The organism is Arthrobacter sp. BB-1, assembly GCF_006151685.1.
Lineage (GTDB): Bacteria > Actinomycetota > Actinomycetes > Actinomycetales > Micrococcaceae > Arthrobacter.
The window spans coordinates 1-18,250 of the sequence record NZ_VDEV01000032.1; the positions used below are offsets into that span (position 1 = coordinate 1).

General features: G+C 65.3%; 18 protein-coding genes and 2 pseudogenes. 11 read left to right on the forward strand and 9 right to left on the reverse strand.

From position 1 onward, the window contains the following. Nucleotides 1-128 precede the first annotated feature (128 nt). Entirely contained in the window at nucleotides 129-1,322 is a 1,194-nt protein-coding gene (locus FHJ30_RS17330) for an alcohol dehydrogenase catalytic domain-containing protein (RefSeq protein ID WP_026821179.1), read from the forward strand. A 66-nt stretch (nucleotides 1,323-1,388) separates the two neighbouring features. Here the strand turns inward: FHJ30_RS17330 and trpS are convergent. The 3 genes and pseudogenes from trpS to FHJ30_RS17345 all read right to left on the reverse strand — a co-directional run. Beyond that, a pseudogene (gene trpS / locus FHJ30_RS17335) lies at nucleotides 1,389-2,104 on the reverse strand (tryptophan--tRNA ligase); the annotation flags it as partial. Beyond that, nucleotides 2,037-3,347: an ISL3 family transposase gene (locus tag FHJ30_RS17340; RefSeq protein WP_139030512.1), complete on the reverse strand. Its 1,311-nt coding sequence runs from the start codon at nucleotides 3,345-3,347 to the stop codon at nucleotides 2,037-2,039. The pseudogene trpS and the gene FHJ30_RS17340, both read right to left, overlap by 68 nt. Nucleotides 3,348-3,454: 107 nt before the next feature. After that, a complete protein-coding gene (locus FHJ30_RS17345; RefSeq protein ID WP_033107114.1) occupies nucleotides 3,455-3,766 on the reverse strand; it encodes a putative quinol monooxygenase in 312 nt (103 codons plus the stop codon). Nucleotides 3,767-3,873: 107 nt separating this feature from the next. On the opposite strand from FHJ30_RS17345, the gene FHJ30_RS17350 reads away from it, so the two are divergent. From FHJ30_RS17350 to FHJ30_RS17375, 6 genes and pseudogenes are all read left to right on the forward strand, one after another. Continuing rightward, a complete protein-coding gene (locus FHJ30_RS17350) occupies nucleotides 3,874-4,815 on the forward strand; it encodes a GlxA family transcriptional regulator (protein ID WP_087136509.1) in 942 nt (313 codons plus the stop codon). 390 nt (nucleotides 4,816-5,205) lie between these two features. Then, a pseudogene (locus FHJ30_RS17355) lies at nucleotides 5,206-5,700 on the forward strand (AAA family ATPase); the annotation flags it as partial. Between the two features lie 194 nt (nucleotides 5,701-5,894). Continuing rightward, nucleotides 5,895-7,583 (forward strand): Mu transposase C-terminal domain-containing protein, encoded by a 1,689-nt coding sequence (locus FHJ30_RS17360; RefSeq protein ID WP_139030513.1) that lies wholly within the window; start codon nucleotides 5,895-5,897, stop codon nucleotides 7,581-7,583. Nucleotides 7,584-7,585: 2 nt separating this feature from the next. Next, nucleotides 7,586-8,494 (forward strand): TniB family NTP-binding protein, encoded by a 909-nt coding sequence (locus FHJ30_RS17365; protein WP_139030514.1) that lies wholly within the window; start codon nucleotides 7,586-7,588, stop codon nucleotides 8,492-8,494. After that, on the forward strand, nucleotides 8,491-9,693 hold the full coding sequence (locus FHJ30_RS17370; protein ID WP_139030515.1) for a TniQ family protein: 1,203 nt from the start codon (nucleotides 8,491-8,493) through the stop codon (nucleotides 9,691-9,693). The genes FHJ30_RS17365 and FHJ30_RS17370 overlap by 4 nt, the downstream gene beginning before the upstream one ends. 101 nt (nucleotides 9,694-9,794) lie before the next feature. Continuing rightward, the gene (locus FHJ30_RS17375) at nucleotides 9,795-10,406 is read left to right on the forward strand and encodes a recombinase family protein (RefSeq protein WP_139030516.1); all 612 of its coding nucleotides are present in this window, start codon (nucleotides 9,795-9,797) and stop codon (nucleotides 10,404-10,406) included. Between the two features lie 100 nt (nucleotides 10,407-10,506). Here the strand turns inward: FHJ30_RS17375 and FHJ30_RS17380 are convergent, their stop codons facing one another. The 6 genes from FHJ30_RS17380 to trxA all read right to left on the reverse strand — a co-directional run bounded on the left by FHJ30_RS17380 (nucleotide 10,507) and on the right by trxA (nucleotide 16,130). After that, nucleotides 10,507-11,715 carry an MFS transporter gene (locus tag FHJ30_RS17380; protein WP_139030554.1) on the reverse strand — a complete coding sequence of 403 codons (1,209 nt, stop codon included), beginning with the start codon at nucleotides 11,713-11,715 and terminating at the stop codon, nucleotides 10,507-10,509. A gap of 291 nt (nucleotides 11,716-12,006) precedes the next feature. Then, nucleotides 12,007-13,497 (reverse strand): multicopper oxidase family protein, encoded by a 1,491-nt coding sequence (locus FHJ30_RS17385; protein WP_139030517.1) that lies wholly within the window; start codon nucleotides 13,495-13,497, stop codon nucleotides 12,007-12,009. After that, nucleotides 13,494-13,763: an SHOCT domain-containing protein gene (locus FHJ30_RS17390; RefSeq protein ID WP_306669392.1), complete on the reverse strand. Its 270-nt coding sequence runs from the start codon at nucleotides 13,761-13,763 to the stop codon at nucleotides 13,494-13,496. Before FHJ30_RS17390 ends, FHJ30_RS17385 begins: the two co-directional genes overlap by 4 nt. Nucleotides 13,764-13,850: 87 nt before the next feature. Continuing rightward, nucleotides 13,851-15,257 carry a rhodanese-like domain-containing protein gene (locus FHJ30_RS17395; RefSeq protein ID WP_139030519.1) on the reverse strand — a complete coding sequence of 469 codons (1,407 nt, stop codon included), beginning with the start codon at nucleotides 15,255-15,257 and terminating at the stop codon, nucleotides 13,851-13,853. Between the two features lie 48 nt (nucleotides 15,258-15,305). Then, nucleotides 15,306-15,761 (reverse strand): rhodanese-like domain-containing protein, encoded by a 456-nt coding sequence (locus FHJ30_RS17400; protein ID WP_139030520.1) that lies wholly within the window; start codon nucleotides 15,759-15,761, stop codon nucleotides 15,306-15,308. Between the two features lie 6 nt (nucleotides 15,762-15,767). Further along, nucleotides 15,768-16,130: a thioredoxin gene (gene trxA / locus FHJ30_RS17405; protein ID WP_109864071.1), complete on the reverse strand. Its 363-nt coding sequence runs from the start codon at nucleotides 16,128-16,130 to the stop codon at nucleotides 15,768-15,770. Nucleotides 16,131-16,339: 209 nt separating this feature from the next. Here trxA and FHJ30_RS17410 point away from each other — a divergent pair, with 209 nt between their 5' ends. The 4 genes from FHJ30_RS17410 to FHJ30_RS17425 all read left to right on the forward strand — a co-directional run bounded on the left by FHJ30_RS17410 (nucleotide 16,340) and on the right by FHJ30_RS17425 (nucleotide 18,248). Continuing rightward, the gene (locus tag FHJ30_RS17410; protein ID WP_109864066.1) at nucleotides 16,340-16,597 is read left to right on the forward strand and encodes a metal-sensitive transcriptional regulator; all 258 of its coding nucleotides are present in this window, start codon (nucleotides 16,340-16,342) and stop codon (nucleotides 16,595-16,597) included. A 34-nt stretch (nucleotides 16,598-16,631) separates the two neighbouring features. Next, on the forward strand, nucleotides 16,632-17,048 hold the full coding sequence (locus FHJ30_RS17415; RefSeq protein WP_109864065.1) for a DUF302 domain-containing protein: 417 nt from the start codon (nucleotides 16,632-16,634) through the stop codon (nucleotides 17,046-17,048). Between the two features lie 182 nt (nucleotides 17,049-17,230). Beyond that, entirely contained in the window at nucleotides 17,231-17,656 is a 426-nt protein-coding gene (locus FHJ30_RS21755) for a DsrE family protein (RefSeq protein WP_240793750.1), read from the forward strand. Further along, complete coding sequence (locus FHJ30_RS17425; protein WP_171059116.1) at nucleotides 17,619-18,248, forward strand: recombinase family protein; 630 nt, start codon at nucleotides 17,619-17,621, stop codon at nucleotides 18,246-18,248. The genes FHJ30_RS21755 and FHJ30_RS17425 overlap by 38 nt, the downstream gene beginning before the upstream one ends. Nucleotides 18,249-18,250 lie beyond the last annotated feature (2 nt).

Below are 18,250 nucleotides of genomic sequence, written 5' to 3' on the forward strand. Positions count from 1 at the left end.
GCCCCTGGATTTTTTGTCAGACACGCCCTAGTGTTTCCGTATAGCCCGTGACCGGGACTCCCCCTCGGGTTCGCCCCTCCTCCCGCTCCGTCAGGGGCCGCGCTGGAGACAGAAAGGGAACAGTTTCCATGACCACCAAGAACCGCGCCGTGGCATTCCACGGCATCAAGGACGTGCGCGTCGACGAGCTGGACTTCCCCAAGCTGGAGATGCCCGACGGCTCCGCCGCCCCGCACGGCGTCATCCTCAAGATCGTCGCCACCAACATCTGCGGCAGCGACCTGCACATCTACCGCGGGTCCTTCCCCGTGCCCGAGGGCATGGTGCTGGGTCACGAGATGACCGGCCAGGTGCTGGAGGTCGGCAGCGACGTCCAGTTCCTGAAGGAGGGTGACCTCGTCTCCGTGCCGTTCAACGTGGCCTGCGGCCGCTGCCGCAACTGCCGCGCCGGCCGCACCGAGGTGTGTGAGACCGCCAACCCGGAGCAGGCGTGCGCCGCCTACGGCTTCAATCTGGGCGATTTCCAGGGCGGACAGGCCGAGTACCTGTTCGTGCCGTACGCCGACTTCCAGCTGCTGCGCTTCCCGGACCAGGAGCAGGCTATGGAGAAGATCCTGGATCTGGCCGTGCTCTCGGACATCCTCCCCACGGCGTTCCACGGTCTCATGGCGGCCGGCGCCAAGCCCGGCTCCACCGTCTACATCGCCGGGGCCGGCCCCGTGGGCCGGTGCGCCGCGGCTGCCGCTCGGCTGCTGGGCGCCTCGTGCATCATCGTGGGCGACCAGGATGCCTCGCGGCTGGAGCTGGTACGCAAGCACGGCTGCGAGACTATCGACCTCTCCGCCACGGAGAACCTGCAGGACGCCGTGAACGACATCCTCGGCGAGCCGATGGTGGACTGCGCGGTGGACTACGTCGGCTCCGAGGCCCACGGCCTGGGCTCCGCGGCCGATGAGATGCAGCCGATCGCCGCCGTGAACCAGGTCCTGGACATCACCCGTCCGGGCGGAGCCACGGGCATCATCGGCATCTACGGGCCGGACCCGATCGCGGAGACGAAGGCCGAGCAGGAGGGCACCTTCCCGGTGGACTTCGGCAAGGCCTGGATCAAGTCGCCCCACATCATCGGCGGCCAGGCGCCCATCATGCGCTACAACCGCCAGCTGATGATGTCGATCCTGTGGGACCGGATGCCGTACCTGACGGAGATGGTCAACCCGCGCGTGATCAGCCTGGACGAGGCACCCCAGGCCTACGCGGAGTTCGACCAGGGCTCCGTGGAGAAGTTCGTCATCGACCCCCACGGGATGATCGCCCGCTGAGCGACGCCGCCTGTTTCGTCAGGCTCAGTCTGGGTGGTTCTCCACCGCACCGCGCACTCCGCCAAAGTGGGGTGCGCGGTGCCGCAGCAGGACGAGACTGGAGACCTCGGGGCGGGTGGCGGGCTCGTACGTAATGTGGCGGAGCGAATCAGTTTTGGTGCCACGGATAAGCAGCGCGGTTTCATCAGCGGTATGAGAGAGAGGGCAATCGCGTTTCCGCGGCTCTTGCTCATTTTTGTGCCGTCCGTGCCCAACAACAAAGGGGCGGCAGACAGGAATGCCTCGGGCTCGGGGAATATGTCCGCACCGTTGGCATATCGCCCGTTAAAGCGGCGGGCGATAGTCCGTGTGAGTTCAAGATGCGGCAGCTGATCCTGGCCCACCGGAACCAGATTTGCTTTGCAGAATAGGATGTCAGCTGCTTGGTGGGCTGGGTAGGTAAACATGAGGCCGCTGACGGAGGACTGCCGCGAATGTGCGATCTCATCCTTTACTGTGGGGTTCCGTCCCAACTCTGCAACCGAGACCAGGCTGAGAAAGGGAAGCAGCAGCTGGTTGAGCGCCGGTATGGCGCTGTGGGCAAAGATGGTCGATCGTTTCGGATCAAGGCCAACCGCCAAATAATCCAGGATCAGGTCCTCAACGGTTTCGAGTAAATGGTCGGCAACGTCACGGTCGGTCAGGACCTGGAAATCTGCAATGAGCACAAAGGTTTCAACGCCAAGATCCTGCAGGAGGACCCGGTTCTGCAGAGTGCCGAAGTAGTGACCGAGATGCATTGCGGAACCCGAGTGCGGAGCCGCGCAGGTGTTCGAGCCGTCCGTTGAGTGCCTCGGTCGGCCCGTTGCTGGTGCCGGGTCGTTCGAAGTAGGCGAGCACGTCGGCGGCTCGCTTCTTCAGGGTCCGGCCCAGGGTGGTGAGCTCGGTGAGCACCTTGGGGACGCCGGCGCTGAGGTCGGTGATCAGCTTCTCCATGAGCTCGCGGCCACGTTGCCGGTCCTCGTGGCGATAGGCGGCGATCATCCGCTGGTAGACACCCCAGGTCGCCTCGACCTCGACGTGAGCGTCATCAACGAACAGCGCGCGTAGCCTGTCGCTCTGCTTGTCGGTGAGCAGGTCCGAGCCGGTGTGCAGCGTGCGCCGCGACTTGTAGAGCGGATCGTCCCTGAACCCACGGTGCCCGTGGATCGCGAGTTGGACCCGGCGCCGGCACCTGTCGAGGGCGTCACCGGCCAGGCGCACGACGTGGAAGGGATCCATCACCGTGACCGCGTCCGGGATCTCCTCCGCAGCGGCGGTCTTGAACCCGGTGAAGCCGTCCATCGCGACCACCTCGACCGCGTCACGGAAGGCGTCGTCGCGGTCGGCGAGCCAGGTCTTGAACGCCGCCTTCGACCGGCCCTCGACCATGTCCAGCAGCCTTGCTGGGCCGGCGCCATCGCGGACCGGGGTGAGGTCGATGATCACGGTGACGTACTTGTCGCCACGCCTGGTGTGGCGCCAGACGTGCTCATCGACGCCAATCACCTTCACGCCCTCGAACCGCGTGGGGTCGTTGATCAGCAGCCGCTTGCCTTCAGCCAGGACCGCGTTGTTGGCGGTGTCCCACGCGACCCCGAGTCCCTCGGCGACACGGGCGACGGTGAGGTGTGCGACCACGATCCCTTCCAGCGCCCACCGCAGCCCGGTGCGCGAGAGCTTCGCGCGTGGCTCCGCCGCGGCGCTGGTGTCTTGGCGCCACACGTGTCCGCAGTCTGCACAGCGGTAGCGGCGCACTACAACTTCCAGCACGGTCGGTCGCCAGCCCAGCGGCTCGTGGGCCAACCGCCGGATCACGGTGTCACGAGCAGCGCCTTCGCTGCCGCACCGTCGGCACCACTGATCTGGTTCCACCACGCGGCACGCGAGGACCGCACGATCCGGTTCAAGTCGTTGCCCGATCACGCTCAGACCGAGGCCGTCGAGTCGAGCGAAGGCGGTCAGGTCAGGGCGGCCGAAGCCGGGCGGCGGGGTAGCGTCGGGCACGTCGAGGTCTTTCCGATGGATGGCGTAGGAACCTCCATCGTCGGGAGACCTCGACGTCTATCTGCGGACCGACTCGGCGGGGCGCGATCGTCTCGTGCGTTGGCGGACTACGGGAGCTTGGACGCGAGGACGTCGGCCGCCAGGATCTCGGGTGCTGCGCCGAGGAGGTGCTGGTTGGCCATCAGGGCTGCGACGATGGCGCCGTTGGCGTGGGCGTCGCGAGCGGCTTCGTCGGGGAATGCATCGAAGATCCAGAAGGTGTCGGCGTGGGTCCTGACCGCGAACCAGACAATCGTTCCTACTTCTTCGTTGGCGAGTGCGACAGCGCCGGCGAGCAGATCGGCGACCGCGTCGTGCTGTCCATCGGCCGCGACGATCTTGGCGACGAAGGCATACGGAAGTGATGCGGGTGTGGACATGAGGGACTCTCCTTGACGTCGGGGTTCTTCGTGGGACGAGTTCAGCGTATGACGAGCGAGGGCCGGTGGGAAGTGGCGTATACGGCAGTATTGCTATTGTTTACGTCATGCGTATCGGACTGATCGCGATCGACGGCTGCTTCGGTTCGGCTATCGCGTCGATCATCGACATCGTGCGGGTGGCCGACGGAGCCCGCGGCGACGTCGACCCGCGGATCGACCCGATCGAACTCGCCATCCTCGGACCGAAACGGCGAGTGACCACGACGGCATCGATGACCCTGTCGGTGGACCACCCGCTGCCGGAGTCCGGAGAGTTCGACGTGGTCGTCGTCCCTGCGCTTGGAACCCTCACGGCCGCCGCGACCCACGACGCCCTCCAGAGTCGAGATGCTCGTTCGGTCATCGCCTCACTCGGGCGCCTCGACGACGCGACCACCCGGATCGCCGCGGCGTGCACCGGCGTGTTCGCCGTCGCCGAGACAGGACGGATGCATCATCGGCGGGCGACGACCAGCTGGTTCCTGGGGCCGGAGTTCCGGAAGCGCTATCCGACCGTCGCCCTCGATCTCGACACCATGGTCGTGGTCGACGGGAACCTCGTCACCGCCGGCGCCGCCTTCGCCCACATCGACCTCGCGCTCTCACTCGTGCGATCGATCAGCCCCGACCTGGCCCAACATGTCGCCAAGCTCCTCATCATCGACGAGCGCCCGTCGCAGGCGGCTTTCGTCGCCTACGAACATCTCCGGCACGAGGACCCGATCGTCGTCGAGTTCGAACGCTTCGTGCGCGCCCGCCTGGACGAACCGTTCAACGTCGCCTTCGTCGCGCAGTCGCTCGGCACCAGCCGGCGCACCCTCGAACGACGAGTCCGTGCGGCGCTAAACCTCACTCCGCTCGGCTTCGTCCAACGGCTTCGCACCGAACGAGCTCGACACCTCTCAGCAACCACGGACCTCACCTCCGCCGAGATCGCGCTACGGGTCGGCTACGCAAACGCCGAGACTCTGCGCTCCCTCCTGCGCAGGGAGCGACGCCGTTCCTGACCTATCGCCATGCCTGTAGCTTGTGTCCTAGCGCTCGGTTGGAACCACCTCTCAGCACGTCGCGTCGACGCTCCTGCGTCGCCCCTGGACTACCCACTCGACACGCCCGCAGCACAGCCCATGTGACGTGCCCCGGCTTCCCGGACGGTCGGGGTTGGGTGGCTGTGATGTCGCTGCGTTCTCGTCGAGAGGGTCAGCAGACCCGATCAGAGCCGATTGGGATGAGCCGCGAAGGCGGTTAGGTCAGGGCGGCCGAAGCCGGCCGGCGGGGTAGCGTCGGGCACGTCGAGGTCTTTCGGATGGATGGCGTAGGAACCTCCATCGTCGGGAGACCTCGACGTCTATCTGCGGACCGACGCGCCCGGCCGACCTACACCTTCATCTGGGAAGAGCCGCATTGACGAACACCTGCACAAACTCGATGCCGCACCACGCTCAATGAACAGAGTCACCACGCTCGTGGAGCTCATCATCGACGAAGCCGAACGGCTCAACGCCACAGCCCTTGAACTCCTCCGTGACAACCACGACCGAACCCACCTGCCGATGATCCTCATCGGCATGCCCGGCATAGACCAACGGTTCCGGCACTACCCCCAGCTATACAGCCGCCTCGGCTTCTCCCACCGGTACCGCGCCCTCGGCAGAGATGAACTCCTCTTCGTTTTGGACCGACACTGGAAACGCCTCGGACGGACCCTCGACCCCGATGATTTCACCGACGCCCAGGCAATAGCCGCAGTAGAACGGATCACCCGTGGCAACTTCCGTCTCCTCGAACGGCTATTCCCACAGATCACACGCGTCCTAAAAATCAACCAACTCAAAACCATCACCGACGACGTCGTAGAAGCAGCAGCGAGCATCCTCGTCATCGGCAACTAGCGACACAGAGCGAACACAAAAAGCCGCCACCTAACGCCAACATCCACAAATGTCATTTTCCATACTCGCGTGCACAGCGGGCAGCCTGTTTTCGCGGTTGTGCAGGCGGGTGTTGAGCACTGGTTTTTCCGTACTCCTCTGCACTAGGGTCGTTTTTGCTTACTACTCCTCTGCACGCCGAGGGAGGTGTCGGAGTGGATGCGGAATCGGCGCCGATTCGTGAGCCGGGAACGTTGACGATGCCGGATGTTCTCTGGGATCGGACGAAGTCGGTTTCGGCCGTGATCGGGCCCTTGGCTGCGCGCACGGTTGTTGGCAGGGCAGCGGTTGATGCTGCGGCCGCGGCGTTGGGCGTATCGCGGCGCCAGGTGTACGTGCTGATCAGACGCCATCGCGGTGGTTCTGGTTTGTTGACGGATTTGGCTCCTAGCCGTTCCTCCGGAGGGAAAGGGACTGTACGGCTGTCAGAGGAGGTCGAAGACCTCGTCCGGGTGATGGTGCGGAAGCAGTTCCTGACGCGGCAGAGGCGGACTTTGGCGGTGGTGTATCGGGATATTGCTGCGGCCTGCCGCGCACGGCAGCTTCCTGTCCCGGCCCGTAACACGGTGGAACGGCGAATCCGGGCGTTGAATCCGGTTGAGGTAGGCCGGCGCAGGGGAGGGCCCGATGCGGTGCGGCCGCTGCAGTCTGCTGGGGACGAGGTGCCGGTCGTCGGCACGATTTTGGAGCGGGTGCAGATCGACCACACGGTCATCGACGTGGTCGTTGTTGACGAGCGGGAGCGGCGACCGATTGGTCGTCCGTATTTGACTGTTGCGATCGATGTTTACAGTCGGTGCATCATAGGCATGGTTGTGACTCTGGAGGCGCCCTCCGCGGTGTCGGTCGGGCTGTGCCTGGCGCATGCCGGGACTGACAAAAGACCATGGCTTGAAGGTCTGGGTATTGATGCGGGGTGGCCCATGAGCGGGAAGCCGAGACTGCTTTACCTAGATAATGCCAGCGAATTCAAGAGCGAGGCGCTCCGGCGAGGATGCGATCAGCACGGTATCGAGCTGGCCTACCGTCCGCTGGGCCGGCCTCATTATGGCGGGATCGTGGAACGCCTGATCGGCACTGCCATGAAGCAGATTCACGAACTTCCCGGGACCACCTTTTCCAACCCCAGCGAACGGGGCCGTTATGACTCGGACCGAGAGGCGGCGTTGACCCTGCGTGAGCTGGAGAAATGGATGGCCCTTGCCGTCACCAGCTACCACGGCACCATGCACAGCATGCTGGGGCAGACGCCGGCTGGACGGTGGGCAGAAGGGGCGGCGGTGACGGGGCGGCCGCCGGTTGCCACGAACCCGACAGCGTTCCTTGTCGATTTCCTTCCCGTCGTGCGGCGTACCCTGACGAGGACGGGTTTCGTCATCGACCATGTCCACTATTTCTCGAATGCGCTGAAACCGTGGATCAGCCGGCGCGAAACGCTTGGGCCGTTCCTCATCCGCCGGGATCCCAGGGACATCAGCAGAATCTGGGTGTTGGAACCGGAGGGGGCTCACTATGTGGAGGTTCCTTACCGGACGATGGCTAACCCGTCTGTGAGCCTGTGGGAGCACCGGCACGCCTTGGCGCGGCTACACGAGCGCGGCGTAGCGCAAGTGGATGAGGCGGCGTTGTTCCGCACGATCGGGCAAATGCGGGAGATCGCAAGAACTGCCTCGAAGACTACCAAGCGCATGCGCCGCGACGCCGAGCGCCGCAATGCAGTGACGCCGCGTCGGGCCGGGACACCGGCCCCATTACTCCCGCCGGAAGCCACTGCTGAGCAGGCATCGGACACGGTCGCGGATGCGGCCCGGGTGCCGCTTTTCGATCAGATCGAGCAGTGGTGACCATGCCCGAGTACGAGGCACCGGAGTTGTCCCACCTGCACCCGGGTGTGCGGGACGCGGCACGGTTGCCTGCGAACGAGCGGGTTGAATTGATTCGCGCCGACCGGTGGATCGGCTACCCGCGCGCGGTGGAAGCGGTGACCCGCCTGGAGTCCCTGCTGTCCTGGCCGGACAAACAGCGGATGCCGAACCTGTTGCTGATCGGGCCGACGAACAACGGCAAGTCGATGATCGTGGAAAAGTTTCGCCGGGGGCACCCGGCCGTGGCCGAGCCAGAGCGGGAAAGCATTCCGGTGTTGTGCGTGCAGATGCCGTCTGAGCCTTCCGTGCTGCGCTTCTACATCGCGCTCCTGGCGGCGCTTGGGGCGCCTCTTCAACCACGGCGGCGCCTGGCTGACGTGGAGCAGATCTCGCTGAAACTGCTGCGCTTAACGGGCGTGCGCATGCTCGTCATCGACGAGCTGCACAATGTCCTCGCCGGACAGGGCAACAGCCGCCGGGAGTTCCTCAATCTCCTGCGATTCCTGGGCAACGAGCTGCGCATCCCGATCGTCGGCGTTGGCACCCGGGAGGCATATCTTGCGGTTCGTTCCGATGATCAGCTGGAGAACCGGTTTGAACCCATCGTCCTTCCCTTGTGGAACACCGGGGCGGACACCCTGTCGTTGTTGGCCAGCTTCGCGGCCGCCCTGCCCCTGCAGCGCCCCTCGGACATTGCTACCGCCGATATGGCGCAGTACTTGCTCGCCCGAAGTGAGGGAACCATTGGCGAACTCGCCCGGCTCTTGACGACCGCGGCGATCGCCGCGGTGGAAAGCGGTGAAGAGCGCATCAATCGCCGCACCCTGGTCATGGCCGACTATGCAGGACCCACGGAACGGCGCCGCTTGTTCGAACGCGAACTGATGTGAGACCCCCGGAGCGCTGGCCCCTGCATCCGGCACCTGCAGCAACGGAGTCGTTATCCTCCTGGCTGCGGCGGACAGCCGCCAGCTACGGCATGTACTCCCACCAGCTGCTCGAACACGGACTCGGTCACCGGGAACTCAACGACGCTGAGCTGGATCTGAACCCGCCACCGCACCTGCTCGACGAACTCGCCAAACGCGCGGGCCTCGACCAGCGCCGCGTAAGCGCCATGACCATGGCTGCCTGGGTGCCATGGCTCTTCGACTCCCTCACCCCTGTACCCGACACCTACGAAACTTACGTGCACCAGTTCTCGCTGCTCCTGCCACCCGGGCGCCGCATTGTTTATGCTCCTCGAAACTGGGTTCCCTGGCTCTCAACAAGCGGGATCAGACTGGGATGCCGCGAATGCCTGGAGTCCGGCCCGACGATACTGCTCTTCTGGCAACTGCCGCTCATGGCCAGCTGCCCGGCACATCGGCGCAGGTTGGAGACATACGAAGGACACCCCGCGGACTACATCAGGTGGGCAACTCCCGCCGATGACCAGCGGGAACTTCCGGAATCGCTAATCGTCCTGGACCGCCGCACCTGGCAGGCAATAACTACAGGGTTCGTGGACCTTCCCGGGCGCTCGGTGCACGCCGGGGTATGGTTTCGGCTGCTGCGGACCCTGCTGGATGAACTCACCACGGCCCAGGGACGATACGGCCGGCAGCTGGAGGACGTGCGGCGGGTCTGGGACCACTGCGGCCACCCGTTCCGAGCCGGCCTGCACTCATGGCAACCGTTCGAGACCCTCCACTGGACCCGACAGCAGCAACTGCTCGAAGCCGCTGCCGCCGCGATGGAAATGATCGAAGACGGCTCTTTGACAGCCCTCGGTACCTCCGGGCACCTTCTGCGTCCCGAACCGAAGGCACCGATCAGCGATGGAACCCCGCCGGGATCACTGACAGGCGCCGCCGGTGCACAGAAGCAGCCGACACTGGACGAGCTCTGGAACCAGGTGACCACAACCCTGGACACGTGCATCGCAGCAGCCAAAACGGATCCCGTGGTCGCGAAGCACCTCTTCGACTTCGCACGCTGCGGGTGCCGCAGTGAAGAATCCCTCCGCGGTCTTCGGGACACCTTCGCCGAGCTTCAGATACCCCTCGACTTTCTGTCACAAACAGAAGGAGGTAGACCCTTTGCCTGACGTAGAATAAGTAACGGATTAAGTGACATCTTTCCAGTTCGCATCGGAAGGGAATCCTGCCGTCACTTAAACGAACGTATAAATGACAGAGGAGAATTGCGGTGCTGGTCGGATACATGCGGGTCTCGAAGGCCGACGGTTCCCAGACCACCGATCTGCAACGCGACGCACTGCTGGCCGCGGGCATCGACCCGGACTCCCTCTACGAGGACAGGGCCTCGGGGAAGAAAGATGACCGGCCCCAGTTGGCTGCCTGCCTCAAAGCCATGCGCCGCGGCGACACGTTGGTTGTCTGGAAACTCGACCGGCTGGGCCGGGACCTGCGGCACCTGGTCAACATCGTCCACGACCTGACCGAACGGGGCATCGGACTGAAGGTACTCACCGGGCAGGGCGCCGCCATCGACACCACCACCGCCTCCGGAAAACTCGTCTTCGGCATCTTCGCCGCCCTCGCTGAATTCGAACGCGAACTCATTTCCGAACGCACCCTCGCCGGCCTCGCCTCAGCACGGGCCCGCGGCCGGAACGGCGGGCGGCCCTACAAGATGACTCCCGCCAAACTCCGTCTCGCCCTGGCGTCCATGGGTCAACCCAACACGAAGGTCAGCGAACTCTGCACCGAACTCGGGATCACCCGCCAGACCCTGTACCGGCACGTCTCACCCACAGGGGAACTGCGTCCGGACGGTGAGAAACTTTTTTCCAGATAGTCTGCCGGGCAGTGAATGGGAAACGGGAAGGGGCCTAAGCCTACGGTTCAGCGCCGTGGGGCGGCTACTTGTCCCCGCCGCTGTCCTAATCCTCTCTGGGTCAGCCTGTGGGGCGGCTGGATATGTGGTCAGCGGGGCGCATGCGAATGGCCACGATGAAGCCGGAGAGCGCAGTCAGGCCGGCGACGGTCAATACGGCTGCCGGGATGCCGTAGGCGTCGGCGATGAGTCCCGAGAGCAGGGCGCCGACGGCAAACCCGCCGTCGCGCCACAGCCGGTAGATGCCGACTGAACGTGCCCGCCATTCGGGGTGGGCGACGTCGCCGATCGCTGCAAGCAGTGTGGGGTAGACCATGGCAGTGCCGGCACCGAGCAGGATGACGGCGGCGAGCCAGGTGCCGAAGTCATGCCCGAACCCGACCATGCCCAGTGCCAGGGCTTGGACGAGCATGCCGCCGGCAATCAAGGGTTTGCGCCCGATCCGATCCGACAGCGCGCCGGTGACCAGCTGCCCGGCGCCCCAGATGGCCGGGTAGAGAGCGGCGAGGATCCCGATGCGTTCGATGCTGAGCCCTGCGGCGGCGAACAGGACGGGGAAAAGTCCCCAGGCGAGGCCGTCGTTGAGGTTGTTCACCATTCCGGCCTGGCTGACGGAGGACAGGGAGTTGTCCCGGAAGCTGGTCAGGATGAAGACGGCACGGTTGCTCAGCCCGGCGTGGCTGCCCGCATGGACCGGAACGTGGGCGGCGGCTTCGGCCTTGGCGTGGTGATGTGTTTCGCGGATGGTCAGCACGGACAGGCCGAGGCCGACCGCGACGAAGGCAGCCCCCAGCAGAAACGGCCCGGGACGGAGCCCGTACGCGGCGGCGATGTAGCCGGTAGCCAGCGCCGCGCCCGCGACCCCCAGGTAACCGGCCGCTTCATTCGGCCCCATGGCCAGACCGCGGCGCTCAGGGCCGACGAGGTCCATTTTCATCATGACGGTGGTGGACCAGGTCAGGCCCTGGCTGACCCCGAGCACCACATTGGCAGCGACGATCCAACCCCAGGACGGCCCGAAGATCAGCAGCACCGGGACAGGGATGGCAATGAGCCAACCAGCGACGAGGACCGGTTTTCGGCCGTACCGGTCCGAGAGGGTTCCGGCAAAGTAGTTGGTGGCGGCTTTAGCCAGACCGAACGCCAGAATGTACGTCAGCGCGGACGTGTACTCATCGAGGTGGAAGACCTTTTCGGCGAGCAGCGGCAGGACGGTGCGTTCCTGGCCGAGGGTGCCGCCCACGAGGGCGTTGACGGCGACGAGGAGCATGAACTGGGCCAGGTTCTGCCGCAGTCCCAGCGTGATGGCCTCTGTTGTTCGAGGCTGCCGGCGGGTGTTGCCTGAGATCACTGGCGGGTCCTGTCGGTCTTAGGGGTGCGGGCATCGGGCTGATCCGACGGCGGTGCCCCCAGTGGAGCGGGCCGTTCACCCGCCCGGAGCCGGTTGATTCTGAACGCACCTGCACCGGCCCGTCCCGCATCGCCACACCGGAGGTCCAGAGTCAACGGTTGCAGAGCCATGTGTTGCGGTGATGGGGTTTTTCGCCCGGTCGCTGGCTGGTCAGCGGGCTTGGACGGTGGCCATCATGCCTTGGTCTTCGTGGTCCAGGATGTGGCAGTGGATCACGGTGCGGCCGGGGAAGTCGTTGAAGGCTACCCGGACTTTCACCCGGCTGCGGGCGGGGACGTTGACCACGTCCTGCCAGGTGGGTTTGGTTACGTCGCGGTCGCCGTCCTGGATGACCTGCATGGGCCATACGTGCAGGTGGATGGGGTGGTCCATGGGGCTGGAGTTGGTCAGGGTCCACTCCTCCACGGTCCCGGCCGCTGCCGTCTCGTCGACCCGTTCGGGATCAAACTTCCGCCCGTTGATGGTGAAGGCCATCATGCTGCCCATCCCCGTGCCCGAGCCCATGTTTCCGTTCATGCCCGTGTTTGCGTTCATGCCCATGGCGAAGTTCAGGGTGCGGGCGGCTGTAACCGGTTCGTTCCGCAGATCGCGCAGGGGCCGGCCTTCGGGCACGGGCCCGGGGTCAGTGCCCGCGCTTCCCGACACGGCCAGGGAGAGCAGGTCGACCGGGCCACTACCGGATTGGTTGCCACCCCCCATCATGGCGTTCATGCTGCCGCGGTCCACGGGTGCCGCTGTGAGGGTGGAGGATCCGTCGCGGGTTTCCACGAGCAGCTCTACGCGGTTGCCGGGGGCGAGAACCACTTCGGTGACGTCCTCGGGGACCGGCAGGCGTCCGAGGTCCCGGCTGAGCAGCCGGAGCTGCTGTCCGTCCAGTGCCAGGCGCAGGTAGCGGGAGGAGCAGGCGTTGATGATCCGCCACCGCTCCCGTTCTCCGGGCGCGGCGCGCAGTTGCGGGCGGAGCTGGCCGTTGACCAGGACGATCTGCCCTTCACGTCCCATCATCTGCTGCATCCGGTCCGGCTGGGCAAGGTTGCCGTCTGCGTCAAGGGACAGGTCGGAGACCACCAGCACCCTTTCCCGGGTGACCGGGACCGCGTCGGGATCCTCCACCACAATGGCCCCGTAGAGGCCGGCGGCGACCTGGCCGGCGACGTGCCCGTGGCGGTGGGGGTGGTACCAGTAGGTACCCGGCGGGTGGGCGCCGGGCAGGGTGAACTCGTAGTCGAAGGACCCGCCCGGGTCAATGCTGACGAAGGGGTTGTCGCTGTTGCTCTGGGGGGAGACGTGCAGTCCGTGCACGTGCAGGTTCGTGGGAGCCTGCAGCCCGTTGCGCATGGTGATCCGGATGGTGTCGCCCGCGCGGACCCGCAGGGTCGGCCCGGGCAGGGAGCCGTTGAATGCCTGGACGTTGGCCTCCTGCCCGCCGACCCGGACCCGTGCCGGCGCGGCGGTCAGGTCCAGTTCCAGCACCCGGTCGCGGCTGGCCAGCAACTGGGGTTCGGTCAGGTCCTCACCCCCGGTGTGTCCGGATCCGGTGCCGGGGCCGGTGGTCAACCACAGCCCGGCGCCGCCGACAGCCGTGGCGCCGGCCCCGGCCGCACCCAGTGCCAGCAGCTGGCGGCGTGTCAGCGGCCTCACCGCCCGTCCTCCTCCAGCATCCGACGCCGTTCCTGGTATTCTTCGGTGCTGATCTCCCCGCGGGCGTAACGCTCCTCAAGGATCTCCCGGGCCCGGGCAGGGCCCGCACCCGGCCGTGGTGGTCCTTGCCCATCGGTGGGGGCGTTGCCGCCGGCGTTGCGGGTGAAGGCTTTGACCAGCACCACGGCGAGGAGGATCACGCCGGCGATCAGCAGGATCCAGAAGATCCAGGCTAGCCCCATCCCGCCCATATCAAAGCCGTTCATCATCAAAGGGTTTCCTTATCTCTTGTCGTGCACGGCGAGGCCGTGCCTGACCGTGCGTTCTCAGGGGGCCGTGCGGGGGCGGTGGTCCTAGGCCTTGGCTGACTGGCGGGAGTTGTGCCAGGCGTCCCAGGCGGCGTAGCTGCCGTCGAGTTCGACGACGTCGTACCCCGCCCGGCGCAGGGCGCTGGCCGCGACGGAGTTCCGCACCCCGGACTGGCAGTAGCTTACGATGGTGCCCTCGGCGGGGAGTTCATCCAGGTGCCACATGGCGCGACCGCCGCTGAGCTGGTACGAGCCGGGCACGTGCCCGGCGGTGTGCTCGGTGCGGTTGCGGACATCCAGGACCATGGCGGCGTCGAACCCGTCGAGTTCTTCGGGCTGGATCAGCTTCGGCGTGAAGGTGGGCAGCCCGTCGATGCTGGTGACGTAGCCGGCGACGTTGTCGATGCCGACCCGGACCAGGTGGTCCCACATGTCCTGCGCCTGTTCCTGGTCCTTGGCCAGGAGTACCAACGGGTTCTGATCGGTTTCCGGGTTCACCACCCAGGCGCCGTAGCTGGCCACGGACTTGCCGGCCGGAACGTTCAGGGACCGGACCACGGTGCCCTTATGGACTTCGCTGTTAGGGCGGGTGTCGATGAAGGTCAGGGTGTCCTCCGCCAGGCCGGCGGCAACGATCTCAGTTAACAGTTCAGGCAGCGGGATACGCTCACCCATGACAACAGGGCCTTCACGGTTTTCGCGCTTCATGCGGCCGAAGTAGGCGTGGGCGTCGGGCTGGCCATCGAGGAGCTCGTTGATGAAGCCGGTCTCGTCGTTCGCGGCCAGGTAAGGGCCCCACCAGGCGTAGAGCCGTTCGTAACCGACCGTGGAGGACGGGATGGCGCCCAGGGCCTTTCCGCACGCGCTGCCCGCGCCGTGGGCCGGGTGGACCTGGACGTAGTCCGGCAGGGTCAGGAACTTATCGCGCAGGCTCGCGAAGAGCTGCCTGGCACCCTCGAAGCGGGTCTCGATGCCACCAGCGGCCTCGTCCAGCAGGTCCGGGCGGCCCAGGTCGCCCGAGAACACGAAGTCTCCGGAGAGCAGGTAGCCGGGCTTGTCGCTGAACGCGCCGTCGGTGACCAGGAAGGACAGGTGCTCCGGGGTGTGGCCGGGGGTGTGGACGGCCTTGATGCTGATGTTGCCCAAGGTGATGGTGTCGCCGTCGTACAGCCGCTCGCCCTCGAATTCGTACTGCCAGTCCGGTCCGCCCTCGCCGGAAACGTAGATCTTGGCGCCGGTGGCGGCGGCCAGTTCGCGGGTGCCGGAGAGGTAGTCGGCGTGGATGTGGGTCTCGGTGACGGCCACGATCTTCATGCCGTTCTTCGCGGCAAGGTCCTGGTAGACGGCGATGTCGCGGCGCCCGTCCACCACGATCGCTTCACCCTTGGCCTGGCAGCCGATCAGGTAGCTGGCCTGGGCGAGGTCTTCGTCGTAAATGCGCTCGATAAGCATCTGGTGCTCTCCTTCATTGTGAAAGGGGATTGGAAGGTTGTTCCGCAATCAGTATAGATACCCCGGGGGGTATCTCGCAAGTGCACTGCGGCCTAGTTTGTTTTCCTGTGGAACGGCCTTCGGAACAGGTGCAGGAGGCCTGTGACTACACGGCTCCTGGCCGCTGGAGGCTGGTCTTCGGGGGCTTTGTTGATAGGTGACAGGGTGGCCTGCCCGGTACCACTCGGTGATTCCGCCGGCCACGTTGACCGTGGTGTATCCGCGGTCGGGGAGGATCCGTGCGGCCTGGCTGCTGCGTTTCCCTGATCCGCACAGCAGGTGGATGGTGGTGTTGGGCAGGTCCGCGAGCCGGGAGGGCAGTTCATCCAGGGGAATGTTCAGGCTCCCCGGAACATGCGCGGTGGCGTGTTCATCCCGGATTCGGACGTCCACCAGTGCGGCACGGGGCCACACATTGGCGAGTTCTTCTGCCGTGACAGTACGGAAAGCGTGCTGGCCCGCCATGGTGTGTCAGGCGTGCTGGTGGCCGGCTTCGGCGCGGAGTTTGTCCATGTCCAGGTTCTTCACGGCCTGGATGACTTCCTCCAGTCCGGTGGCATTGAGTGCTCCGGGCTGGGAGAAGACGAGGGTCTTGTCCTTGAACGCCATCAGCGTGGGGATGGAGGTGATGTTCGCTGCGGCGGAAAGCTCCTGTTCGGCCTCGGTGTCCACCTTGGCGAAGGTGATGTCGGGGTGCCGTTCGGCGGCGGCGCCGTAGGTGGGGGCGAACATGCGGCAGGGGCCGCACCAGGCTGCCCAGAAGTCGACGAAGACGATGTCGTTGTCCTCCAGGGTCTGGGCGAAGGATTGGTCGGTGATGTCGATGGTTGCCATGATCTGTCGTGTCCTTTCGGTCGGGCTAGGGGTAAGTGCCCTGCGGCTGGGGCCTAGGTGGTGGGGAGTCCGGCGCGGGTCCAGGCGGTGGCCTCTCGGAAGGGGTCGGGTGGATACCCCACCGAGTATTACAGATACCCCCGGGGGTAGTCAAAACACCCGTGGGGGTATATAGTTGGGGGTAGCACCTTATCGATGGAGACCCCCTTATGGAACTGAACCCAACCGAGCTCACGCCCGTGATCAACCGCCTCAAGCGCGCCCAGGGCCAGCTCGCGGCCGTCACCCGGATGCTCGAGGAGGGCCGGGACTGCAAGGATGTCGTTACCCAGCTGGCCGCTGTGTCCAAGGCCCTTGACCGGGCCGGCTTCGCCATCATTGCCACCGGGCTGGAGCAGTGCATTGTCCAAAAAGATGGAACCATGGACAAGAAGGACCTGGAGAAGCTTTTCCTCTCCCTTGCCTAATCAGCGGACCGGTCGAGCAACTTCGAGGAGCATCATGACGTACACCCTGGCCACCACCGTCTCCCTTCCCTGGGCGGAAGCGCTGCAGCGCACCCGCGAGGCCCTTGCGGCGCAGGGGTTCGGAATCCTGACGGAAATAAACGTCCGGTCCACCTTTGAAGCCAAGCTTGGCACTGAAGCAGCAGACGCCGTCGGGGATTACGTCATCCTCGGCGCCTGCAATCCGGCTCTTGCCAGCCGCGCCCTTGCCGCCGAACCTGAAATCGGCGCCCTGCTGCCGTGCAATGTCGTGGTGCGCCGGAACAAGGATGCAGACGTGACCACGGTGGAAGCAATCGACCCCCAGACCATGGTCCAGCTCAGCGGCGCCCCTTCCGTCAAAGAAATAGCAGACGACGCCGGCACCCGCCTCCGCACGGCCCTCGCCGGGCTGAGTGAAACAACCGAGTAATGTGCCCATAGACAGGGCCGCCCGCAGAAACCGCCAACGACGGCGGCGGCAGGGGCTTAGTCATTCACACCGTCGGGCCGCTTGAGCAGGACGCCCTGACCGGCATCCTCCGCAGCGCCACCAACGCCCGCGCCGCACTCACCCCGGGAACCGGGATTGAAGTGGTTGTCCGGGGCCCGGGTGTGAAATTCCTGGCCACAAACTCACCCGCTACCGAAGCCGTCAAAAGCGCCCGGCAACTGGACGTGCGTATCTTCGCCTGCGGCAACAGCATGCGCTCCGCCGGCCTGGAAGAAAAGGACCCTGCGCCCGGCATTGGCATGGTTCCCGCGGCCATCGCCCACCTTGCCCGGCGGCCAATGGGGCGGCTGGGCCTACGCCAGGCTTTAAAACCAGGCGGCTCCCGGCCGCTTGCGCCCTCGCACCGGCCACCGCCGAAAGCGCGGTTTCTGCGTGCCGACATACATCCAGTGCAGATGACTTCGGACATTCTGTGCAGACGACTTCTGAAACTGACAACAAAAAATTTCGAAAAAGTCCTCTTATCGTTGGTCAAAACTGGTTCTCGAAATGAAAGCTGGTCAAAACCTAAAGCGGAGGCTTTTTGACGTGTCTGGCAATGTGATTGGTTACGCGAGGGTCAGTACCCGGGGGCAATCTCTGGATTCCCAGGTTGACGCGCTCGTCGCTGCAGGGGCCATGCGCGTATTTCAGGAGTACGCCTCCGGCGCTACCCAGGCGAGGGCGCGATGGAAGGAATGCCTGGACTACCTGCAGCCAGGCAATGTTCTGACGGTTGCTGATCTGACTAGGCTCGGCCGCAGCACTGCAGACCTGGCTGACATTGTGACGGTGCTGGGACAGCGGGGGATAGGGTTCCGGTCCCTGGCAGAACCGTGGCTTGATACGACCAGCGCACACGGCAAGCTGATCTTTGACATGTTCGCTTCCCTTGCAGAGTACGAACGGTCCCGGTTGTCTGAACGGACGAAAGCTGGCTTGGCGGCGGCGAAAGCTCGCGGGCGGCTCGGCGGCCGTCCTCGAACGATGACTCCGTCCAAGACAGAGGCTGCCCGGCAGCTGCGCAGCCAGGGGAAAACCTTGAAGGAGATAGCCCAGATTCTCAGCGTCAGCGTTTCATCGCTGACTCGGGCCCTTAGCCGGACTGACGTCCCAGAATTCGCAGCTGCAGCCGCGTAGCG

Bases quoted from the DNA above. Each gene is read 5' to 3' on its own strand.
- FHJ30_RS17415 (WP_109864065.1), top strand. From the start codon at position 16,632: ATGACGTACACCCTGGCCACCACCGTCTCCCTTCCCTGGGCGGAAGCG.
- FHJ30_RS17350 (WP_087136509.1), top strand. From the start codon at position 3,874: ATGCGTATCGGACTGATCGCGATCGACGGCTGCTTCGGTTCGGCTATC.
- FHJ30_RS17425 (WP_171059116.1), top strand. From the start codon at position 17,619: ATGAAAGCTGGTCAAAACCTAAAGCGGAGGCTTTTTGACGTGTCTGGC.
- FHJ30_RS17380 (WP_139030554.1), bottom strand. From the start codon at position 11,715: ATGCTCCTCGTCGCCGTCAACGCCCTCGTGGGCGGCACCCTCGGCCAG.
- FHJ30_RS17395 (WP_139030519.1), bottom strand. From the start codon at position 15,257: ATGCTTATCGAGCGCATTTACGACGAAGACCTCGCCCAGGCCAGCTAC.
- FHJ30_RS17390 (WP_306669392.1), bottom strand. From the start codon at position 13,763: ATGAACGGCTTTGATATGGGCGGGATGGGGCTAGCCTGGATCTTCTGG.
- FHJ30_RS17410 (WP_109864066.1), top strand. From the start codon at position 16,340: ATGGAACTGAACCCAACCGAGCTCACGCCCGTGATCAACCGCCTCAAG.
- FHJ30_RS17365 (WP_139030514.1), top strand. From the start codon at position 7,586: ATGCCCGAGTACGAGGCACCGGAGTTGTCCCACCTGCACCCGGGTGTG.
- FHJ30_RS17400 (WP_139030520.1), bottom strand. From the start codon at position 15,761: ATGGCGGGCCAGCACGCTTTCCGTACTGTCACGGCAGAAGAACTCGCC.
- FHJ30_RS17345 (WP_033107114.1), bottom strand. From the start codon at position 3,766: ATGTCCACACCCGCATCACTTCCGTATGCCTTCGTCGCCAAGATCGTC.
- FHJ30_RS17330 (WP_026821179.1), top strand. From the start codon at position 129: ATGACCACCAAGAACCGCGCCGTGGCATTCCACGGCATCAAGGACGTG.
- trxA (WP_109864071.1), bottom strand. From the start codon at position 16,130: ATGGCAACCATCGACATCACCGACCAATCCTTCGCCCAGACCCTGGAG.